Annotated in this window: 18 protein-coding genes; 11 read left to right on the top strand and 7 right to left on the bottom strand. The window is 71.8% G+C overall.

Going from position 1 to position 19,285, the window contains the following annotated elements; genetic code table 11:
- The first annotated feature begins 32 nt into the window (after window positions 1–32).
- From ABZX61_RS36585 to ABZX61_RS36540, 10 genes are all read left to right on the top strand, one after another.
- Window positions 33–398 carry a hypothetical protein gene (locus ABZX61_RS36585; protein ID WP_355200742.1) on the top strand — a complete coding sequence of 122 codons (366 nt, stop codon included), beginning with the start codon at window positions 33–35 and terminating at the stop codon, window positions 396–398.
- A 60-nt stretch (window positions 399–458) separates the two neighbouring features.
- Window positions 459–605 carry a hypothetical protein gene (locus ABZX61_RS36580; protein WP_355200740.1) on the top strand — a complete coding sequence of 49 codons (147 nt, stop codon included), beginning with the start codon at window positions 459–461 and terminating at the stop codon, window positions 603–605.
- Window positions 602–1,063, top strand: coding sequence for a VOC family protein (locus tag ABZX61_RS36575; protein WP_355200738.1), 462 nt, complete (start codon window positions 602–604; stop codon window positions 1,061–1,063). Before ABZX61_RS36580 ends, ABZX61_RS36575 begins: the two co-directional genes overlap by 4 nt.
- Window positions 1,064–1,103: 40 nt before the next feature.
- A complete protein-coding gene (locus tag ABZX61_RS36570) occupies window positions 1,104–1,952 on the top strand; it encodes an amidohydrolase family protein (protein WP_355200736.1) in 849 nt (282 codons plus the stop codon).
- A 43-nt stretch (window positions 1,953–1,995) separates the two neighbouring features.
- Complete coding sequence (locus ABZX61_RS36565; RefSeq protein ID WP_355200734.1) at window positions 1,996–3,102, top strand: Gfo/Idh/MocA family oxidoreductase; 1,107 nt, start codon at window positions 1,996–1,998, stop codon at window positions 3,100–3,102.
- Window positions 3,099–4,100 carry a LacI family DNA-binding transcriptional regulator gene (locus ABZX61_RS36560; protein ID WP_355200732.1) on the top strand — a complete coding sequence of 334 codons (1,002 nt, stop codon included), beginning with the start codon at window positions 3,099–3,101 and terminating at the stop codon, window positions 4,098–4,100. Before ABZX61_RS36565 ends, ABZX61_RS36560 begins: the two co-directional genes overlap by 4 nt.
- Before the next feature lie 164 nt (window positions 4,101–4,264).
- Window positions 4,265–5,296 carry a LacI family DNA-binding transcriptional regulator gene (locus ABZX61_RS36555; protein ID WP_355200730.1) on the top strand — a complete coding sequence of 344 codons (1,032 nt, stop codon included), beginning with the start codon at window positions 4,265–4,267 and terminating at the stop codon, window positions 5,294–5,296.
- Window positions 5,293–7,296, top strand: a complete 2,004-nt coding sequence (locus ABZX61_RS36550) for a beta-galactosidase (protein WP_355200728.1) — start codon at window positions 5,293–5,295, stop codon at window positions 7,294–7,296. Before ABZX61_RS36555 ends, ABZX61_RS36550 begins: the two co-directional genes overlap by 4 nt.
- On the top strand, window positions 7,293–9,572 hold the full coding sequence (yicI, locus tag ABZX61_RS36545) for an alpha-xylosidase (RefSeq protein WP_355200726.1): 2,280 nt from the start codon (window positions 7,293–7,295) through the stop codon (window positions 9,570–9,572). The genes ABZX61_RS36550 and yicI overlap by 4 nt, the downstream gene beginning before the upstream one ends.
- Window positions 9,573–9,580: 8 nt before the next feature.
- Window positions 9,581–10,966: a GH1 family beta-glucosidase gene (locus ABZX61_RS36540; protein ID WP_355200724.1), complete on the top strand. Its 1,386-nt coding sequence runs from the start codon at window positions 9,581–9,583 to the stop codon at window positions 10,964–10,966.
- Here ABZX61_RS36540 and ABZX61_RS36535 read toward each other — a convergent pair whose 3' ends face one another.
- The 3 genes from ABZX61_RS36535 to ABZX61_RS36525 are packed head-to-tail and all read right to left on the bottom strand — an operon-like array spanning window position 10,967 to window position 13,562.
- Window positions 10,967–11,797, bottom strand: a complete 831-nt coding sequence (locus ABZX61_RS36535) for an SAM-dependent methyltransferase (RefSeq protein WP_350735210.1) — start codon at window positions 11,795–11,797, stop codon at window positions 10,967–10,969.
- 55 nt (window positions 11,798–11,852) lie between these two features.
- Window positions 11,853–12,878, bottom strand: a complete 1,026-nt coding sequence (locus tag ABZX61_RS36530) for a hypothetical protein (protein ID WP_355200722.1) — start codon at window positions 12,876–12,878, stop codon at window positions 11,853–11,855.
- 36 nt (window positions 12,879–12,914) lie between these two features.
- Window positions 12,915–13,562, bottom strand: a complete 648-nt coding sequence (locus ABZX61_RS36525; RefSeq protein WP_355200720.1) for a nitroreductase family protein — start codon at window positions 13,560–13,562, stop codon at window positions 12,915–12,917.
- Window positions 13,563–13,624: 62 nt separating this feature from the next.
- Here ABZX61_RS36525 and ABZX61_RS36520 point away from each other — a divergent pair, with 62 nt between their 5' ends.
- On the top strand, window positions 13,625–15,031 hold the full coding sequence (locus ABZX61_RS36520; protein ID WP_355200719.1) for an APC family permease: 1,407 nt from the start codon (window positions 13,625–13,627) through the stop codon (window positions 15,029–15,031).
- A 36-nt stretch (window positions 15,032–15,067) separates the two neighbouring features.
- On the opposite strand, the gene ABZX61_RS36515 is transcribed toward ABZX61_RS36520, so the two are convergent.
- From ABZX61_RS36515 to ABZX61_RS36500, 4 genes are read right to left on the bottom strand one after another with little or no spacing between them, the layout of a single operon-like run.
- On the bottom strand, window positions 15,068–16,063 hold the full coding sequence (locus ABZX61_RS36515) for a LacI family DNA-binding transcriptional regulator (protein WP_350735203.1): 996 nt from the start codon (window positions 16,061–16,063) through the stop codon (window positions 15,068–15,070).
- Window positions 16,060–16,917 carry a carbohydrate ABC transporter permease gene (locus ABZX61_RS36510; protein ID WP_355200717.1) on the bottom strand — a complete coding sequence of 286 codons (858 nt, stop codon included), beginning with the start codon at window positions 16,915–16,917 and terminating at the stop codon, window positions 16,060–16,062. The genes ABZX61_RS36515 and ABZX61_RS36510 overlap by 4 nt, the downstream gene beginning before the upstream one ends.
- Complete coding sequence (locus tag ABZX61_RS36505) at window positions 16,917–17,801, bottom strand: sugar ABC transporter permease (protein ID WP_350735197.1); 885 nt, start codon at window positions 17,799–17,801, stop codon at window positions 16,917–16,919. Before ABZX61_RS36505 ends, ABZX61_RS36510 begins: the two co-directional genes overlap by 1 nt.
- Window positions 17,798–19,114, bottom strand: coding sequence for an extracellular solute-binding protein (locus ABZX61_RS36500; RefSeq protein ID WP_350735195.1), 1,317 nt, complete (start codon window positions 19,112–19,114; stop codon window positions 17,798–17,800). The genes ABZX61_RS36505 and ABZX61_RS36500 overlap by 4 nt, the downstream gene beginning before the upstream one ends.
- Window positions 19,115–19,285 lie beyond the last annotated feature (171 nt).

The following is a 19,285-nucleotide window of genomic DNA, read 5'->3' as shown; positions in this document are numbered from 1 at the left end:
GGCCGGGCAACGCGGGCGTCGGCTACGCGCTCGTGCTGATCGTCGCCGTCCTGACGCTGCTGACCGCCCAGCTGGGCCGCCCGTCCTACCTGTCGCCGACGAACGCCGTCAACGTCCTCGACCAGTCCTCCCTCATCGCGATCCTCGCCGTCTTCACCACGGTGGTCCTGATCAGCGGGAACTTCGACCTGTCGGTCGCCTCGGTGGCCGCGTTCTCGGCCGCGACCGTGCTCAGCCTGGTCGCCCCGCTCGGCCTGCCCGCCACGACGGCGATCGCGCTCGGCTCCGGCTTCGTCGGCGTGCTGTTCGCCGCCAAGCTGCCGGCCATCAACCCGACGGGATCGCGGCGGCCATCCTCGGTGGCACCTCGCTGTTCGGCGGCCTGGGCAGCGTGCTGAAGTCCGTGGTGGGGGCGCTGATCCTGTTCACCCTGGACAACGGCTTCAACGTGGTCAACCTTGGGCGCCAACTACCAGGGCGTCATCGTGGGAACGGTCGTGGTGGTGGCCGCCGCCAGCTACACCGTGGCGGGCAGGCAGAGACAGGTGCGCCGCGTGCGCGAGCCGAAACCGCGACCGACCCTCAGACAGGAGGCGCTGCGATGAGAGGCGTCTGGCACTTCTCCTTCACGGTCTCCGACCTCGACAGGTCCGTGGAGTTCTACCGCGACCTGCTCGGGTTCGCGCTGGTGCACCGGCAGGAGCAGGACAACGACTACACCCGCCGGCTCGTCGGCTACCCCGACGCCGTGCTGCGCGTGGCCCAGCTCGCCGTGCCCGGCCAGCCCCGCGGCGTCTCCACGCACGACCTGGAGCTGGTCGAGTACGTACGGCCGAGGGGCGCCCCGCGCGACCCGGCCCGCCACCTGCCGGGCGCCGCGCACCTGGCGCTCACCGTCGAGGACGCCCCGGCCGAGCACGCCCGGCTGGCGGCGGCCGGGGTGCGCTTCGTCAACCCGCCCGAGGCGATCACCGCGGGGGTCAACCGGGGCGGCTACGCCTGCTACTTCCTCGACCCCGACGACATCACCTTGGAGCTCGTACAACCGCCGGATAACCCCTAATATGTGCACGCTCAAACGATTGATCACGTGAGGAGGCTGGATGACCGTCGTCGACGCCCACCAGCACTTCTGGAACCTGGAGACGGGCTCGTACCCGTGGCTGACGCCCGAGCACGGGCCGATCCACCGCACGTTCGAGCCGGCGGAGCTCATCCCCCAGCTCGCGGCGGCCGGGGTCGGCCGCACGGTGCTGGTGCAGTCGATGGACTCCTACGCCGACACCGACGCCATGCTCGCGCAGGCCGACGCGCACGACTTCATCGGCGCGGTGGTGGGCTGGGTGCCGCTGCACCGGCCCGGCGAGGCGGCCGAAGCGCTGGAGCGGTACCGGCGGCATCCCAGGTTCGCGGGGGTGCGGCATCTCATCCACGACGAACCCGACCCCGACTGGGTGCTCCAGGACCCGGTGATCGAGGGGCTCGGGCTGCTGGCCGCGGCCGGGCTGCCGTTCGACGTGGTGGCGGTGCTGCCGCGGCACCTGGAGCACGTGCCGGTGCTGGCCGAGCGGGTGCCCGGGCTGCGGATGGTGATCGACCACCTGGCCAAGCCGCCGATCGAGGAGAAGGGCTGGGAGCCGTGGGCGTCCCTGCTCGCCCGCGCGGCCGAGTGCCCGGGCGTGTACGCCAAGGTGTCCGGCCTGAACACGGCGGCCGACACCGCCACGTGGACGGCCGGGGACCTGCGGCCCTACGTGGAGCACGCGCTGGAGGCGTTCGGCCCCGAGCGGCTGATGTTCGGCAGCGACTGGCCGGTGGCGCTGCTCGCCGGCGACTACGCGAAGGTGTGGCGGGAGACGAACGTCCTGCTGTCGGGGCTCCCGCCCGCCGTCCGCGCGGCCGTACTCGGCGACACCGCCACCCGCTTCTACGGCCTCCAGGAGGCGCCATGACCCGCCGCCACATCCCCGGCCTGCTCGCCCGGGAGGCCGCCGCGTGATCGACGTGTTCGCGCCCATCTCCGCCGCGGCCGACCTGTCCATCCCGGCCGCGCACCGCCTGCCCGTCGCCGTCGTCGGCGCCGGGGCCATCGTGGACGTGGCCCACCTGCCCGCCTACCGGCGGGCCGGGCTGGAGGTGACCGGCCTGTACGACCTCGACGCCGATCGCGCCGCCGAGGTGGCCCGGCGGCACGGGGTGCCCAGGACGTACGGCTCGCTGGAGGAGCTGCTGGCCGACGAGCGCGTGGCCGTGGTGGACATCGCCGTCGCGCCCGGCGCGCAGCCCGGCATCGCGCGGGCGGCGCTGGCGGCGGGCAAGCACCTGATGTGCCAGAAGCCGTTCGCGCCCGACGTGGCGACCGGCCGGGGCATCGTCGATCTGGCGGCGGCCAGCGGCCTGAAGGTCGCGGTCAACCAGCAGCTCCGCTTCGACGAGGGCATCGCCGCCGCCCGGGCCATGGTGCGCGCGGGCTGGATCGGCGAGCCGACGGCGATGACGTTCACCGTGAACATCCTCACCGACTGGAGCGCCTGGGACTGGCTGGTCACCACCGACCGGCTGGAGATCGTCTACCACTCCATCCACTACCTGGACGCGATCCGCTCCATCCTGGGCGACCCCGAGCTGGTCTTCTGCACCGGCAGCCGCACGCCGGGCCAGCTCGCCAAGGGCGAGACGCGCACGATGAGCACGCTGGTGTACCCGGGCGACCTGCGGGCGCTGGTGCACGTCACGCACGAGAACCGCGCCGGCGACCAGGAGGCGTCCTTCCGCCTCGACGGCACGCAAGGCGCGATCAAGGGCACGCTCGGCCTGCTGTACGACTACCCGCACGGCCGCCCCGACACCCTGGCCGTGCACAGCCGGGCACTGCCGACGGACGGCTGGCTGCCGTACCCGGTGACCGGGCGGTGGCTGCCGGACGCGGTGGCCGGGCCGATGGGCTCGCTGCTGCGGGCCGTCGCGGAGGGCGGCGAGCCGGAGACCTCCGGCGCCGACAACCTCGGCACGCTGCGCCTGATCGACGCGCTCTACCGCTCGATGGACACCGGCGAGAGCGTGCGCTGCCGCCCGGCGGACAGGGGAGGATCGTCGTCATGAAGCGTTCCCGGGTCACGCTGGCCGACGTCGCCGCCGTCGCCAAGGTCGACCGGGCGGTCGTCTCCCGCGTCGTCAACAAGGACCCCACGCTCAACATCCGGCCGGAGACGCGCGAGCGGGTGCTGGCGGCGATCGAGGAGCTCGGCTACCGGCCCAACGTCGCCGCGCGGAGCCTGCGCACGTCACGGGCGCACATGTTCGGGCTGTTCATCCCCGACTTCGCCAACCCGGTCTACGCGGAGATCATCAAGGGCGCGGAGGCGGAGGCGGCCTCGCAGGGCTACGTGCTGGTCACCGGCAGCGCGTCGGGCGCGGCGCTGGGCGACTACATGGACCGGATCGGGCAGGGCCGCATCGACGGCCTGCTGCTGGCCGGGACCGGCGACGAGTCGGGGCTCATCGCGCAGCTCGACCGGTCCGCCATCCCGTGGCTGATGCTCAACAACCGCAGCAGGAGCGTCAAGCGCTACGTCATCCTCGACGACGCGCGGGCCGCCGCGCTGGCGGTGGAGCACCTCGTACGCCTGGGCCACCGACGCATCGCCCACCTGGCGGGCCCGGCGCGCGCCGACACGGCCACGCGCAGGTCGGCGGGCTACTCGGCGGCGATGCGCGAGGCGGGGCTGCCGGAAGGGCCGATCGTGGCGGCCGACTACACGCCGGCGGGCGGGGCGGCGGCGATGGCCCGGCTGCTGGCCGCCCCCGAGCGGCCGACGGCGGTGTTCGTCGCCAACGTGGCCTCGGCCATCGGGGCGATGGAAGGCGTGCGCGCGGCCGGGCTGGAGATCCCGCGGGACGTCTCGATCGTCGCCGTGCACGATCTGGAGCTGGCCAGCTACCTCAATCCCGCGCTCACGACGGTGCGCATGCCGCTGGGCGAGCTGGGCCGCCGCGGCGTGACCCTGCTGGCCGGCCTGAAGCCGGACGACACGGTGGCGGAGGTGCTGGCCGGGCCGATCGAGCTGATCCAGCGCCGGTCCACGGCTCCCCCGCCCTGAGCCGTCAGGCGTCACGAAGATCCGCTACGGGCCCGGCCGGGAGGCGGGCGACGCCCTGCGCGCGGGCCCGTAATTTGGGACGACCGATTCCACCCCATTGACAGCCCCGCAAACCGCGTCCTACGTTGTGCGAAACGTTTCGACCCCAGCGGATCGGCAGTGGCATGTCTTCGATACGTGACGTGGCGGAGCGGGCGCGGGTCGCGGTGAGCACCGTGTCCGCCGCGCTCAACGGCACCCGCCCCGTGGCGGCGGACACCCGGCGGCGGATCGAGCAGGCGGCGGCCGAGCTGGGATACCGCCCGAGCCTGCTGGCCCGCGGTCTGCAGAGCAAGCGCACCCGCATCCTGGCCCTGCTGTACCCCACCCCGCGCAGCGGTTTCGGGCTGACCGAGATGCAGTTCGCCACCGGCGCCGCGGAGGCGGCCCGCGAACTGGGCTACCACCTGCTGCTCTCCCCCGAGCACGCCGAGCCGGTCGAGGAGCTGCGCCACATCACGGGGCTGGGGCTGGTGGACGGCGTGCTGCTGATGGAGGTCGGGCTGGACGACGAGCGCACGGAGTTCCTCCTGGAGGCGGGCGTGCCGTTCAGCATGATCGGGCGGACCCGCGACCCGGGCCCGATCGACTACGCCGACATCGACTTCGCGGCCACAGCCGCGGCCGCCGTGGCGCACGTGGCCGGGCTCGGGCACCGCAAGCTGGCCTTCTTCAACCTCTCGGCCGACCGGCACGCGGCGCGGTACGGGCCCGCGATCCGGGCCGGGGCGGAGTTCGCCGAGGCCGCCCGCGCGGCCGGGATCGGCTACGTCGACGGCTTCCGGCCCGGCTCGGCCGACGAGGGCGGGCAGGCGTTCGAGCGGCTGGTCGCCGCGCATCCCGACACGACGGCGCTGGCGGTGATGGACGACCACGCGGCGGTCGGGGTGATCGCGGCCGTGGCGGCGCGCGGCTGGCGGATCCCCGAGGACCTGACGCTGTTGCTGGTGCTGTCGTCGGCGCGGGTCGCCGAGATGTTCCACCCCAGGCTCACCACGCTGGAGCCGCCGAGCGCCGAGCTGGGCGGCCTCGGCGCCCGCATGCTCATCGACCGGCTGGAGGGCGACGGGCCGCCCGCGCAGCGGCTGCTGCCCTGCCGCCTCGTCGTCGGCGACAGCTCCGCACCACCCCGCGAAGGCGAAAGGACCGGATCGTGACGGGACGACTGGGCACGCACACGCTCACCGCCGGGCGCGGCCTGCTGTTCGGCGGCGACTACAACCCCGAGCAGTGGCCCGAGCACGTGTGGGCCGAGGACGCCGAGCTGATGCGGGCCGCCGGGGTCAATCTCGTCACGGTCGGCGTCTTCAGCTGGGCGCGCATCGAGCCGGAGCCGGGCAAGCGGGACTTCGCCTGGCTGGACCGGGTGCTCGACCTCATGGGCGAGGCCGGGATCGCGGTGGATCTGGCCACCCCCACCGCCTCGCCTCCCCCGTGGCTGGGGCACCGGTGGCCGCAGACCCTGCCGGTCGACGAGGCCGGGCACCGCCTCTGGTACGGCTCGCGCAACCAGTTCTGCCCGTCGTCCCCCGTCTACCGGGAGCGGGCGCTGGCGATCGTGAGCGACCTGGCCGACCGGTACGCGGGCCACCCGGCCCTGGCGCTGTGGCACGTGGGCAACGAGTACGGCCAGGTCTGCCACTGCGACGACTCCGCCGAGGCGTTCCGCGCCTGGCTGCGGGAGCGCTACGGCGACCTGGACGCGCTCAACGAGGCGTGGGGCACCACGTTCTGGAGCCAGCGCTACAGCGACTGGGCCGAGATCCTCACCCCGCGCCGCGCCCCCTACATCATCAACCCCTCCCAGCAGCTCGACTTCTGGCGTTTCGGCTCCGACGCGCTGCTCGCCCACTTCCGCGCCGAACGCGACCTCCTGCGCGCCAGAACCCCCGGCATCCCGGTCACCACCAACTTCATGGGCCTGTTCAAGCCGGTCGACTACTGGTCGTGGGCGGAGGAGGAGGACATCGTCTCCAACGACCACTACCCCGACCCCTCAGACCCGCTCGCACCCGCCCGCACGGCCCTCACCCACGACCTCATGCGCGGCCTGGCCAAGGGCAGGCCATGGCTGCTGATGGAGCAGGCCGCCGGCGCGGTCAACTGGCGCCCGCACAACCCGCCCAAACCACCCGGCCGGCTCAGGCTGGAGTCGCTGCAGGCGCTCGCCCGCGGCGCGGACGGGCTGTGCTACTTCCAGTGGCGGGCCTCCCGGTTCGGCGCCGAGCGCTTCCACTCCGCGATGCTCCCGCACGCGGGACCGGACACCCGCCTGCACGCCGAGGTCCGCGCGCACGGCCGGGAGTTGCGCGAGCTGGCGTCCGTGGCGGGGCAGCCGGTGCCCGCGCGGGTGGCGATGGTGTTCGACTGGGCGAGCTGGTGGGCGCTGGAGGAGCGCGGCCGGCCGAGCGACCGCCTCACCGCCACCGACCAGCTCTTCGGCTACTACCTGCCGTTCTGGGAGCGCGGCGTGACCGTGGACCTGGTGCCCCCGTCGGCCGACCTGCGCGGCTACGCCCTCGTCGTGATTCCGAACCTGTTCCTGCTCCGCGACGAGGACGCCGCGGCCGTGACCGCCTACGTGCGCGGCGGCGGGGTCCTGGTCGTGGGCCCGTTCTCGGGGATCGTGGACGAGCGGGCACACGTGCGTACCGGACGGTTCCCCGCGCCGCTGCGCGAGGTGCTCGGCGCGTCCGGCGAGGAGTGGCGGCCCGTGGACGGGCCCGTGCGGTGCCGGTGGGCCACCGGGGCGGAGTTCACGGCGCACGCCTGGACCGAGCTGGTCGCCGCGGAGGGGGCAGAGACGGTGGCCGAGTTCACCGAGGGGTTCGACGGGGGCGGGCCTGCGCTGTTGCGGCACCGGACCGGGCAGGGGGTCGCCTGGTACGTGGCGACGATGCCCGAGCCGGACGCGCTCGGCGAGCTGGCCGCGCGGGCGCTGGCCGACGCGGGCGTGCGGGGAGTCCTGCCGGTCCTGCCGCCCATGGTCGAGGCGGTGCGCCGCGGCGACGTGCTGTTCCTGCTCAACCACGGCTCGGAGACGGCACGCGTGCCGCTCCCCCACCCGGCCACCGACCTGCTGACCGGATCGGCCGTGGACGGCCAGATCATGCTGGCTCCCCAGGCCGTCGCGGCCCTCGTTCAAGGAGTCGAATGAAGTTCAAGGACGGCTACTGGCGGCTGCGTCCCGGGGTGCGGGCCGACTACGCCACGGCGGCGCACGACGTGACCGCCGACGCCCGCACGCTGCGGATCCTGGCCCCGGCCAGGCCCATCACGCACCGGGGATACACGATCGACGGGCCGGTGCTGCGAGTAGACCTGTCGTCCCCGATGCCGGACGTGATCCGCGTCCGTACGGTGCACTTCGCCGGATCCGTCCCCGGCTCCCCGGTCTTCGAGGTGCGCGACGACGCCCCGGACGTCAACCTCGCCGTGGACGCCGAGCAGGCGAGCCTGACCAGCGGCGCGCTCACCGTACGGGTGCGCAGGGACGCCCCGTGGGAGATGACCTTCAGCGCCGGCGGGCGCGAGCTGACCCGCAGCTCCGGCAGAAGCCTGGGCGTCATGCGCGACCCCGGCGACCGGCACTTCATGGTCGAGCAGCTCGGCCTCGGCGCCGGGGAGCTCGTGTACGGGCTGGGCGAGCGCTTCGGCCCCCTGGTGCGCAACGGGCAGTCCGTCGACATCTGGAACGAGGACGGCGGCACCAGCAGCGACCTGGCCTACAAGAACATCCCCTTCTACCTCACCAACCGCGGCTACGGCGTGTTCGTCAACCATCCCGGCCGGGTGTCGTTCGAGGTGGGCTCGGAGTCGGTGTCGCGGGTCCAGTTCAGCGCCGAGGGCCACGACCTGGAGTACCTCGTCATTCACGGGCCCACGCCCAAGGACATCCTGCGCCGCTACACGGCGCTGACCGGCCGCCCGGCGCTGCCGCCCGCCTGGTCGTTCGGGCCGTGGCTGTCCACGTCGTTCACCACCGACTACGACGAGGCGACGGTGGCCTCGTTCGTGGACGGGATGGCCGCGCGGGACCTGCCGCTGAGCGTGTTCCACTTCGACTGCTTCTGGATGCGGCGCTACCGGTGGTGCGACTTCGAGTGGGACCCGGAGGTGTTCCCCGACCCCGAGGGCATGATCCGGCGGCTCAAGGAGCGGGGGCTGCGGGTCTGCCTGTGGATCAACCCGTACATCGGGCAGGCGTCGGCGCTGTTCGACGAGGGGGCCGCCGCCGGTCACCTGCTGCGCCGGCCGGACGGGACCGTCTGGCAGGATGACCACTGGCAGGCGGGCCGGGCGCTGGTGGACTTCACCTCCCCGGCCGCCCGGGAGTGGTACGCGGGCAAGCTGCGCGGGCTGCTCGACATGGGGGTGGACGCGTTCAAGACCGACTTCGGCGAGCGCATCCCGACCGACGTCGCCTACACCGACGGCGCCGACCCCGAGCGCATGCACAACTACTACACGCTGCTCTACAACGAGACCGTGCACCGGGTGCTGGCCGAGCGGGGCGCGCCCGTGCAGTTCGCCCGGTCGGCCACGGTGGGCGGGCAGCGGCTGCCGGTGCACTGGGGCGGCGACTGCGAGTCGACGTTCGAGGCGATGGTCGAGTCGCTGCGCGGCGGGCTGTCGCTGGGGCTGGCCGGGTTCGGGTTCTGGAGCCACGACATCGGCGGGTTCGAGGGGCGGCCCGATCCTGCCGTGTTCAAGCGGTGGGTGGCGTTCGGGCTGCTGTCGTCGCACAGCCGGCTGCACGGCAGCAGCTCGTACCGGGTGCCGTGGCTGTTCGACGAGGAGTCGGTCGACGTGCTGCGCTCGTTCACGCGGCTGAAGGCGCGGCTGATGCCCTACCTGTACGGCGTCGCCGTCGAGGCCGCGGCCGAGGGGCTGCCGATGATGCGGGCCATGCAGCTGGAGTTCCCCGGGGACCGGGGCTGCGAGCATCTGGACGCCCAGTACATGCTCGGGCCCGACCTGCTGGTGGCGCCCGTCTTGTCCGCCGATGGCGACATTTCGTACTACGTCCCGGAGGGAACCTGGACCCGGCTGCTGGACCGCGAGACCGTCAGCGGCCCAGGGTGGCGTACCGAACGGCACGGGTTCGACAGCCTGCCGCTGCTCGTGCGGCCCGGCGCGGTGCTGGCGACCGGCGCCCGCGAGGACCGGCCCGACTACGACTACGCCGACGGCGTCACCCTGAACGTCTACCGGCCGGCCGACGGCGCCCGCCGCACCGTCACCGTGCCCTCCCCCGACGGCGGCGCCGGCGCCGTGTTCGAGGTCTCCCGCACGGGCGACCGCGTCAGAGCCCGGCGCGTGGCGGGCGCGCCCGCCCGCTGGAGCCTGCGGCTCCACGGCGGACCCCAGACTTCGGACGGCCCGCGGGTCACCGCGGAGCCCGGCACCGACGCGATCGAGATCACCCTGTGAGGAGCAGCATGACCACCTTCCCCGAGAACTTCCTGTGGGGCACCGCCACCGCCGCCTACCAGGTCGAGGGCGCCTGGAACGAGGACGGCCGCGGCCCGTCGATCTGGGACACCTTCTCCCACACCCCGGGACTGGTGACGGGCGGCGACACCGGTGACGTGGCCTGCGACCACTACCACCGGCTGGAGGAGGATCTGGACATCCTCACCGGCCTGGGCGTGGGCGCGTACCGGTTCTCGATCTCCTGGCCGCGCGTGCAGCCGGGCGGCCGGGCCAACCAGCCGGGCCTGGACTTCTACTCGCGGCTGGTGGACGGGCTGCTCGCCCGCGGCATCGCCCCCGTCGCCACCCTCTACCACTGGGACCTGCCGCAGGAGCTGGAGGACGCGGGCGGCTGGCCGAACCGCGACACCGCCCACCGCTTCGCCGAGTACGCCGACCTCATGGGCCGCACGCTCGGCGACCGCGTCCGCACCTGGATCACCCTGAACGAGCCGTGGTGCTCGGCCTACCTCGGCTACGCCTCCGGCGTGCACGCCCCCGCCAGGACCGAGCCCGCCGCGGCCCTGGCCGCCGTCCACCACCTCAACCTCGGCCACGGCCTGGCCGTCCAGGCGCTGCGCGCGGTCGTCGACCCGGCCGCCCAGATGTCGGTCACGCTCAACCTGCACCACGTGCGCGGCGTGTCCGACCAGGACGCCGACGCCGTACGCCGCGCGGACGCGCTGGCCAACCGGGCCTTCCTCGGCCCCATGCTGGAGGGCGCCTACCCGCGCGACCTCATCGCCGACACCGCCGCCGTGACCGACTGGTCGTTCGTGCGCGACGGCGACGAGGCCACCGCATGTCAGCCGCTGGACGTGCTCGGGGTCAACTACTACAACCCGACGCTGGTCCGCCAGTGGGACGGATCCTCCGAGCGGGCGACCGCCGACGGGCACCAGGACGGGGCCGCGTCGCCGTGGATCGCCTGCGACGACGTCGAGTTCGTCCCCCAGCCTGGCCCGTACACCGAGATGGGCTGGAACATCGACGAGACCGGCCTGACCGAGCTGCTGCTGCGGCTGCACCGCGACTACCCGTCCATGCCCACGATGATCACCGAGAACGGCGCAGCCTTCGCCGACGTCGTCGACCCCGACGGGCGGATCCGGGACGAGCGGCGCGTCGACTACCTGCACCGTCACCTGTCCGCCGTGGCCGAGGCGATCTCGGCGGGGGCCGACGTACGTGGATACTTCGTGTGGTCGCTGATGGACAACTTCGAGTGGGCGCACGGGTACGCCAAGCGGTTCGGCATCGTGCGGGTGGACCCGGACACGCTCGAGCGCACCTGGAAGGACAGCGCCCACTGGTACCGCGACGTGGTCGCCACCGGCAAGCTGCCCGCCTAGCTAGGGTTTGCGGGCGACGCCTCCGACGAAGGTGTGGTACGTGATGCCCGGCGTGGCGCGGTCGTCGGGGCCCGGGCGCCACTCGGGCAGCGGCACCAGGCCGGGCTCCAGCAGTTCGAGACCGTCGAAGTAGGCGAGGATCTCCTCGCGGGTGCGCCACCGGCCGGTGCCGAGGTGGTCGTTGAAGATCCGCTCCGCCTCGTACGCCTGCTTCGACACCTCGGGGTGTTCCTCGCCCGGGTTGTGGAAGTGCGAGATCACCACGTGGCTGCCCGGGGCGAGCGGCCCGATGAGCGCGGCCGCGACGCCGGCCGGGTCCTCGTCGTCGCCAAGGTGGTGCAGGATCCCGAACATCAGCAGCCCGACCGGCTCGCTGAAGTCGATCAGCGAGCGCGTCTTCGGGTCGTCGAGGATCTTCCCCGGCTCGCGGGCGTCGGCCTCGACGATCGTGGTGCTGGCGTCCACGGCGAGCAGGGCGCGGCCGTGGACGAGCACGATCGGGTCGTGGTCCACGTAGACCACCCGTGACTGCGGCGCCACCGCCTGGGCGATCTCGTGGACGTTGCCCTGCGTCGGCAGGCCGGAGCCGATGTCCAGGAACTGGCGGATGCCCGCCTCGGCCGCCAGGAAGTGGACCGTGCGCCGCAGGAACTCCCGGTTGGCCATGGCCGCCTCGGGCGCGTCGGGCGCGACCTTGAGAGCGGCCGCCGCCACCTGGCGGTCGATCTCGTAATTGTCCTTGCCGCCGAGCATGTAGTCATAGACGCGGGAGACACTGGGCTTGCCGGTGTCGATCCCGCGAGGCGCGCGCTCCTGCTCGCTCTCGGGCACTGTCGGCTCCTTGGTCGGATGGGTGGAGCCATGATCCTAATTGGCAACCCCCGATTTATGCCGATATTTCGTGACGCAACAGGCGGGCGGCTTCGGCCATCGCCCGCATCTTGCCCTCGGCCGACTCGCGCGGCAGATATTTCATCCCGCAGTCGGTCGCGATGACGATCCGATCGGGCGGCACGTGGCCGAACGCCCTGCGCACCCGCCCGGCCACCACCTCGACCGGCTCGACCTCCGGCGTGGACAGGTCGATCACCCCGAGGATGACCGTCTTGTCCTTGAGGTCGGACAGCACGCCGAGGTCCAGCCCCGACTGCGCGGTCTCGATCGACACCTGCCGCACCGGGCATCCGGCCAGCTCGGGCAGGAACGAGTACGCCTCCGGCCGCTCGTGGATGATGGCGGCGTACCCGAAGCAGATGTGCACCGCCGTCGTGCCGGTGACGCCGTCGAGCGCGGCGTTGAGCGCGGCCAGCCCGTAGGCGCGCGCGGCCTCGGGCCTGGCCTGCATGTACGGCTCGTCGATCTGCACGATGTCGGCCCCGGCGGCGAACAGGTCGCGGATCTCGGCGTTGACCGCCACCGCGTAGTCCATCGCGGCGGCCTCGGCGTCCGGGTAGTGGTCGTTCTGCGCCTGCTGGCTCATGGTGAACGGCCCCGGCACCGTCATCTTGACCGGGCGATCGGTGCGCGCGCGCAGGAACCGCAGGTCGCCCACCTGGACGGGGGCCGGGCGGCGGATCGGGCCGACGATGCGCGGGACCGGGTTCGGGTGGCCGCTGCGGTCGAGCGCCGTGCCCGGGTTGTCGAGGTCGACGCCCTCCAGGGCGGTGGCGAAGTGGTTGGAGTAGCTCTCGCGGCGCATCTCGCCGTCGGTGAGGATGTCGAGCCCGGCGCGTTCCTGGGCCCTGATCGCCAGCTCGGTGGCGTCGTCCTGGGCCTGGGCCAGGTGCTCGGGCGGGATCCGCCACAGCTCCCTGGCCCGTACCCGCGGCGGGAACCGCCCGGCGAGCCTGGCCCGGTCGATCAGCCACTCCGGCTGCGGGTAGCTCCCGACCAGCGACGTCGGCAGGATCACGAGTGCCTCCTTCTCCCGGATCCTCCTACTGTGCGCCTACCAGCGATCGACGTGAAGCACTTCGTCGAGCGGCTGCCGCTTCGCCGGGGCGAACATCTCGCCGAGGAAGTAGGCGGTCGGGATGAGCACGCCCTGGCGGACGTCGCCGGGGATGCCGAGCAGCTCGGCGATCTCGCTCTCGTACGCCAGGTGCAGCGTCGTCCACGCCGTGCCCAGCCCGCGGGCGCGGGCGGCCAGCATGTAGCTCCACGCGGCGGGCAGCACCGACCCCCACAGCCCGGCCTGGTTCCCCTGGGGCAGCCCGTCGCCCGACACCGTGATGCACCCGATCACCAGCACGGGCACGTCCCCCATGTGCTCGGCCAGGTACAGCGAGCTGTCGCCCACCCGCCGCTGCTGCGCCGCCCGGACCGGGTCGTCCTGGAACAGCGCCCGCGCGGAGGAGCCGGACTCGAAGTACGCCTGGTGCGAGCGCTCGTAGTAGCCGCCGATCGCCTTGCGCAGCTCGGGATCGGTCACGACCATCCAGTGCCACCCCTGCCGGTTGCCGCCGCTGGGCGCCTGGAGCGCGACCTCGAGGCACTCGCGCACGAGCTCCAGGGGGACGGGGCGGGTGAGGTCGAGACGCTTGCGCACGCTGCGCGTGGTGGTGAGCAGCTCGTCCGGGCTCAGTTCGATCGTCATACGGCCATCATGCCCCCCGCGATCACGGTTTCCCCGCGGCTCCCAGCGAGAAGGACTAACGCATGTCCCAAACCAGACCCCCCAGTCCAGCCGAGGAGACCAGCGGCGCCGACGAGCCGAGTCTGAAGCAGGTGATGGGCCCGGGCCTGTTGCTGCTGTTCATCGTCGGCGACATTCTCGGCACCGGGATCTACGCGCTGACCGGCGAGATCGCCGGCGAGGTGGGTGGCGCCGCCTGGCTGCCGTTCGCCATCGCCTTCGCCGTCGCGTTGATCACCGCGTGCTCGTACCTGGAGCTGGTGACGAAATACCCGCAGGCCGCGGGAGCCGCTCTGTACGTGCACAGGGCCTTCGGCAAGCACCTCCTGACCTTCCTGGTGTGCTTCGCGGTGATGTGCTCCGGCATCACCTCTGCCTCGGCGGCGTCCCGGGCCTTCGCCGCCAACCTCGCCACCGGCTTCGGCCTGGACGTCGGCGACGGCGTCATCCTGCTGATCGCGCTGGCGTTCATGCTCCTGGTCCTGGCCGTCAACCTCCGCGGCGTCGCCGAGAGCGTCAAGATCAACGTACTGCTCACCGCGGTCGAGCTCTCGGGTCTGCTGATCGTCATCCTGGTCAGCCTGTACTTCATCCTCGGCGGGAACGCCGACTTCTCCCGCGTCGTCACCTTCGAGACCGCCTCCGACAAGAGCGTGTTCCTGGCGGTCAGCACGGCCACGTCGCTGGCCTTCTTCGCCATGGTCGGCTTCGAGGACTCGGTCAACATGGCGGAGGAGACCAAGAATCCGGCCCGGATCTTCCCTCGCATGATGTTCACCGGGCTCGGGATCACCGGGTTGATCTACGTGCTCGTGTCCATCTGCGCCGTCGCCGTGGTCCCCGTCGGACAACTCTCCGAGAGCGAGACCCCGCTCGCGACGGTGGTGCAGACCGCGGCCCCCGGCTTCCCGATCTCCGATCTGCTGCCGTTCATCTCGATGTTCGCCGTGGCGAACTCCGCGTTGATCAACATGCTGATGGCCAGCCGGCTGCTTTACGGCATGGGCAAGCAGGGCGTGCTGCCGCCCTTCCTGGCCAAGGTGCACCCGGGGCGGCGCACACCGCAGGCGGCGATCGTGTTCACCACCGTGATCGCCCTCGGGCTGATCACGTTCGTCTCGCTGAGTCCCGACAGCCCGGTCGTGTCGTTGCTGGGCGGGACGACCTCACTGCTCCTGCTGGCGGTCTTCGCGCTGGTCAACGTGTCCGTTCTCGTCCTGCGCAGAGAACGGGCCGCGACCGAGCACTTCAGCGCGGGGCGCGTCCTGCCCGTGGTGGGCGCGATCACGTGCGTGTACCTGGTCCTGCCGTGGTCCTCCGGACGTCCCTCCGGCCAGTACGAGATCGCGGGCGTGCTGCTCGCGCTCGGCCTGGTGCTCTGGGTGCTCACCTGGTACGCCCGCAGGAAGGAGAACGCGAACGCCGGCTGACCGGGCCGTCCGGCACGCGCCCGGCGGCTCACCGGATCAGGCCGACTCGCGGATCACCAGCTCCGTGGGCAGTACCACCGGATCCACGTGCTCGGCGCCGTCGATGAGCGCGAGCAGCAGGCGTACGGTCTCCTGCGCCACCTCCGCCAGCGGCTGGCGGATCGTGGTCAGCGGCGGGTGCGTCGAGAGGGCCACCGACGAGTCGTCGAAGCCGCCCACCGCCACGTCGTCCGGCACCCGGCGGCCCGCCGCCCGCAGGGCGGCCAGGGCGCCGGCGGCCATCAGGTCGGAGGCCACGAAGACGGCGTCGATGTCCGGCGTGCGGGCCAGCAGCTCGGTCATCGCGCGCTCGCCGCTGGCCTGCGTCCAGTCCCCGTGCGCGATCAGCTTCTTCGTCGCCTTGCGGCCCAGCACGTCGGCGAAGCCCTCCAGGCGCTGGATGCCGCCGGGGGTGTCCATCGGGCCGGTGATCATGGCGATGCGCCTGCGGCCCTGGTTCACGAAGTATTCGGTCATCTGGCGGCCGCCCAGGCGCTCGTCGGCGGCGGCGTACGGGATGACGCCCTCGCTGCCGATGACGGCGCCGCAGGAGACCGCGGGCGGACCCGAACGCAGCGCGTCGATGAACGGGTCGCCGGCGTGCGTCGACATCAGCAGCACCCCGTCGGCGTGGCCGCCCCGGACGTAGCGGACCACCCGCTCGCGGTCGCCCTCGTCGCCGGCCAGCATCATCACCAGCGACAGGTCCCGCTCGGCCAGCATCCTGATGGCGACCCGGATGGTCGTGCTGTAGTTGGGGTCCTCGAACAGCTTCTCGTGCGGCTCCGACAGCACCATCACGATCGATCCGGTGCGCTGGGTGACGAGGCTGCGGGCGGCCCGGTTGACCACGTAGCCGGTCTCCGAGATGGCCCGCTCGATGGCCACGCGTGCCGCCGGGCTGACGTACTTGTCGCCGTTGAGCAGCCGGGACACCGTGCCGCGGGACACTCCCGCGGCGGCGGCGACGTCATGGATCGTAGGGCGCTTCATTTCACGGCTCCGGAGGACAGGTCGGTCTTCCAGTATCGCTGCATCGTGAGGAAGAGCGCGATCAAGGGGATGAGCGACAGGAAGGCCCCGGTGAGGATCAGGTTGTAGAGCGAGGGCTGGTTCGCCCCCGACTCCAGCAGCGTGAACAGGCCCACCGTGAGCGGGAACTTGCCGTCGTCGCCGAGCATGATGAACGGCAGCAGGAAGTTGTTCCAGATGGCCACGAACTGGAACAGGAAGATCGTCACCATACCCGGCACCATCAGCGGCAGGGCCACCCGGTACATCAGCCGCCACTCGGTGGCCCCGTCGATCCGCCCCGCCTCCAGCAGCGAGTCGGGGATGGCCGCCGTGGCGTAGATGCGGGCCAGATAGATGCTGTACGGGTGCAGAATCTGCGGCAGCAGGACAGCCCAGTAGGTGTCGGCCAGCCCGACCTTGGAGAACAGCAGGTACTGCGGGATCGCCAGCACCACGGCCGGCACGAGGATGCCGCCGATGAGCAGGTTGAAGATGAGGTCGCGGCCGGGGAAGCGGAACTTCGCCAGCGCGTACCCCGAGATCGCCGAGACCGCGGTCGACAGCAGCGCGCCGCCGCCCGCGTACAGCAGCGTGTTGGCCGCCCACAGCCAGAACACCCCGTCCCGGTAGGCGAACAGCTCGGTCACGTTGTCGGCGAACCCGGTGCCGAAGGCCAGCGTCGAGGTGGTGAACAGCTCGCCCGGCGACTTGGTCGCCGCGATCAGCACCCAGAGCACCGGGAACAGGCAGTAGACCGCGCCGAGCAGGAGCAGCCCGGTCGGGGCCACCCCCCACGGCGTGCGCGCGACCGTCGCGCGGTGTGTCGTGGCCATCAGCCCTCCCCGAAGGCGCGGTTGCGGACCACGCGCAGGAACCCGAACGACATGACGAGCGAGATCGCCGCGATGACGATCGAGGTGGCGGCTGCCGAGTACAGGTCGCCGGTGACGAAGGCGTCGCGGTAGACCTTCATGAGCGGGCTCCACGTGGAGCTGATCGTGTTGGTCAGCGGCCGCAGCGCGGTGGGCTCGGTGAACACCTGGATGGTCGCGATGATCGAGAAGACCGTGGTCAGGATGATCGCCGGGGTGAGGATCGGGATCTTCACCCGCAGGGCGATCTGGAGCTCGGACGCGCCGTCCAGCCGCGCGGCCTCGTACAGGTCGCGCGGGATCGCCCGGAGCGTGGTGTAGAGCACGAGCATGTTGAAGCCGGTCCCGCCCCACACCGCCACGTTCGCCATGGAGAACGTGACGGTGCTCGCGCCGAGGAAGTCGATGTCCAGGACATCCCTGATGGGGCTGAGCGAGGGCAGGTAGAGGAAACCCCACAGCAGCGTGGCGGCCACGCCCGGCACCGCGTACGGCAGGAAGATCGCGATCCGCGAGAACCGGGCCAGCCGCACCCGCGCCGAGTCCAGCAGCAGCGCGAACAGCAGGGCCAGCCCCAGCATCACGACCAGCACCAGCGCGCCGTAGCCGAGCACGCGCAGCCAGCCGTGCCACAGCTCGGGGTCGGACAGGGCGGCGGAGAAGTTGTCGAAGCCGACGAAGATCTCCTTCCGCGCGCCCCTGCCCAGCCCGAGCCCGGACACCTTGGTACGGCGCGTCGCCAGCCAGACGGTGTACCCGATGGGGACCGCGAGGAAGAGCGTGAACAGCACGATCGCGGGGGTCAGGAACAGGTACGGCCACGCCCCCCTCCCGGACTTCTTCATGAGGCGATCTGGAATCCGGACTTGCGCATGTCGGCGACGGTCGCGTCCTGCATGCCCTGGACCGCGTCGGAGAACGATGACTTGTTCTGCACGGCCTTGTCGAAGTTGTCCTTGAAGGCGTTGTACGTCACGCCGACGTTCGGGCCGAAGGTGAAGCCGCGGGCGACGGCGGAGACGGCGGCGGCCTGCTGCCAGAAGTCGGGCTGGTTGGAGAAGTAGTCGGGCGCCTGGCCGAGCGACGACTGGGCCTTGGTGGCGGCCGGGTAGATGGCGGCCTCCTTGACCAGCAGGTCCAGGGCGGCGGGGTCGGTGTTCATCCAGGTGGCGAACTGGGCGGCGGCGTCCCTGTTCGGCGTCTTGGCGGACACGGCCGTGGACGAGCCGCCCCAGAAGCCGCTGAAGCTCTCGCCCGCGTTCCACTGCGGCAGCGGCGCGGCGGCCCACTTGCCCTTGGCCTTGGGCGCGTTGCTCGCCAGCACGCCAGGGGCCCAGACCGCCGACGGCCAGGTGAGCAGCTTGCCGTCGTTGAGCGCCTTGTTCCACTCGGGGGTGAAGAACGGCATGTCGTCGATGACGCCCTCCTTGACCAGGCCGCCCCAGTAGTCGGCGACCTTCTTGGTGGGCTCGTCGGCGATGCCGACCTTCCAGGACTCGCCGCTGATCGACCACCACTGGGCCCCGGCCTGCTGGGCCAGGCCCGTGAACGCTCCCGGATCCTTGCTGGAGAACGTGCCCAGGTACACCTTCGGGTCCTTCCTGTGCACGGTGCGCGCGGCGTCGGCGTACTCCTGCCAGGTCTTGGGGACCGCTATGCCGTACTTGTCGAACAGGTCCTTGCGGTAGAAGAGCATCATCGGGCCGCTGTCCTGCGGGATCCCGTACACGCCCTCCGTGCCGAGCGTGACCAGGCCCCACAGGCCCTCGGCGAACTCGCCCTTGATCGAGGCCGTCTCGGCCTTGATGTCGGCCACCGCGTCGGCGGCGACGAACGAGGGAAGGTGCTGGTACTCGGCCTGCACCAGGTCCGGCGGGTTGCCGGCCTTGGCCGCGGTGAGGAACTTGGCGGCCGCGTCGTCACCGCCCGCCTGCTTGCTGACCGTGACCTGGATGTCCGGGTGCGACTGGTTCCAGACGGCGGCGATCTTGTCCATGTTGGGGGCCCAGGTCCAGTACGTCAGCTTGACCGGTCCCTTGGCGGCGGCCGTGGGGCTCTGCGCCGCCTCGGTGCTTCGGGCGGGTTCGCTGGACCCGCAGCTCGCGAGAGCAGCCGTGAGCACGACGGCCAGGGCGGCTCCGAGGCGGTTGGCGCGCATGCGTACCTCCAGAAAGTTCTGTGAACGTGCACAGAGTGAAACAGGCGCGAAACGCGAGTCAAGGGGTCGTTATGCTCTCGTTAATCAGCCATTATCGGGATAAGTCAGGGCGGCTGTTCCCGGGGAGACCGGGTGGGCGCTACTGTGCACGTTCACAGAAGAGCTTCTCTA

This window comes from Nonomuraea sp. NPDC003709 (genome assembly GCF_040610775.1).
GTDB lineage: Bacteria > Actinomycetota > Actinomycetes > Streptosporangiales > Streptosporangiaceae > Nonomuraea > Nonomuraea angiospora_A.
Note: the sequence above shows the minus strand (reverse complement) of the source record. Positions and strands in the feature narration are given on the sequence as shown.

What these genes read in the sequence shown, in the direction of transcription:
- ABZX61_RS36575 (WP_355200738.1), top strand. Translation starts at nt 602, where the DNA reads ATGAGAGGCGTCTGGCACTTCTCCTTCACGGTCTCCGACCTCGACAGG.
- ABZX61_RS36570 (WP_355200736.1), top strand. Translation starts at nt 1,104, where the DNA reads ATGACCGTCGTCGACGCCCACCAGCACTTCTGGAACCTGGAGACGGGC.
- ABZX61_RS36560 (WP_355200732.1), top strand. Translation starts at nt 3,099, where the DNA reads ATGAAGCGTTCCCGGGTCACGCTGGCCGACGTCGCCGCCGTCGCCAAG.
- ABZX61_RS36555 (WP_355200730.1), top strand. Translation starts at nt 4,265, where the DNA reads ATGTCTTCGATACGTGACGTGGCGGAGCGGGCGCGGGTCGCGGTGAGC.
- yicI (WP_355200726.1), top strand. Translation starts at nt 7,293, where the DNA reads ATGAAGTTCAAGGACGGCTACTGGCGGCTGCGTCCCGGGGTGCGGGCC.
- ABZX61_RS36540 (WP_355200724.1), top strand. Translation starts at nt 9,581, where the DNA reads ATGACCACCTTCCCCGAGAACTTCCTGTGGGGCACCGCCACCGCCGCC.
- ABZX61_RS36525 (WP_355200720.1), bottom strand. Translation starts at nt 13,562, where the DNA reads ATGACGATCGAACTGAGCCCGGACGAGCTGCTCACCACCACGCGCAGC.
- ABZX61_RS36520 (WP_355200719.1), top strand. Translation starts at nt 13,625, where the DNA reads ATGTCCCAAACCAGACCCCCCAGTCCAGCCGAGGAGACCAGCGGCGCC.
- ABZX61_RS36515 (WP_350735203.1), bottom strand. Translation starts at nt 16,063, where the DNA reads ATGAAGCGCCCTACGATCCATGACGTCGCCGCCGCCGCGGGAGTGTCC.
- ABZX61_RS36510 (WP_355200717.1), bottom strand. Translation starts at nt 16,917, where the DNA reads ATGGCCACGACACACCGCGCGACGGTCGCGCGCACGCCGTGGGGGGTG.
- ABZX61_RS36505 (WP_350735197.1), bottom strand. Translation starts at nt 17,801, where the DNA reads ATGAAGAAGTCCGGGAGGGGGGCGTGGCCGTACCTGTTCCTGACCCCC.
- ABZX61_RS36500 (WP_350735195.1), bottom strand. Translation starts at nt 19,114, where the DNA reads ATGCGCGCCAACCGCCTCGGAGCCGCCCTGGCCGTCGTGCTCACGGCT.